Annotated in this window: 1 protein-coding gene; it reads left to right on the plus strand. The window is 59.2% G+C overall.

All coding sequences use genetic code 11. The features are described from left to right. On the plus strand, positions 1–204 hold a 204-nt coding region (locus AACY52_RS29505), incomplete at its 5' end, for a DUF3800 domain-containing protein (protein ID WP_339561251.1). Between the last annotated feature and the right edge of the window lie 375 nt (positions 205–579).

Below are 579 nucleotides of genomic sequence, written 5' to 3' on the forward strand. Positions count from 1 at the left end.
CGACCAGAGGCCGTGAAACCGATGGGGACGGTCATTTTCGACGAAGTGGAAAAGCAGCAGAGCCAGATATTGCTCAGCCAGATGGAGCAGTATTTCCTACATACGGGCAAGGGCCGGACCCGCTCGCGCCTCATCATTCCCGAACCGTTGTTTGTTCACAGCGATCTTACCAGCATGATTCAGATGGCCGATCTTGTCGCTTAAATTGTGAGCTGGGGCGTGCGGCTGACGACGGGTGTGCGGCCGATGAACAAGCCCAAGCGTGACGAGCTGGACCCATTCGCACAACAGGTTACGCGGCTGCGCTATCACTCCGCGACACCGGGCGGACATGATACATGGGGATTCGTGGTGCTTGGAGAGCTGCGGGTCGAGAACGTAGAGCCCTAGAAACAGGAAAAGGCAATGCCACCCTTGCGGGTTACAAAGCCTCCGCGATCCAAATCGGGGATAGATCGCAAAAAGTCAAGTGGTTTGGCGCGCCCATGAGGTCCGCGCTCTATCTCCACTCCGCTTCGATCGAGCCGCCAAGCGGCGTCTCGCCCCTGACGGGCAACGATCGCTCGCGCGGGCGGCCAG

The sequence above is a fragment of the Pseudomonas sp. EA_65y_Pfl1_P113 genome (genome assembly GCF_963970525.1).
Classification (GTDB): domain Bacteria; phylum Pseudomonadota; class Gammaproteobacteria; order Pseudomonadales; family Pseudomonadaceae; genus Aquipseudomonas; species Aquipseudomonas tritici.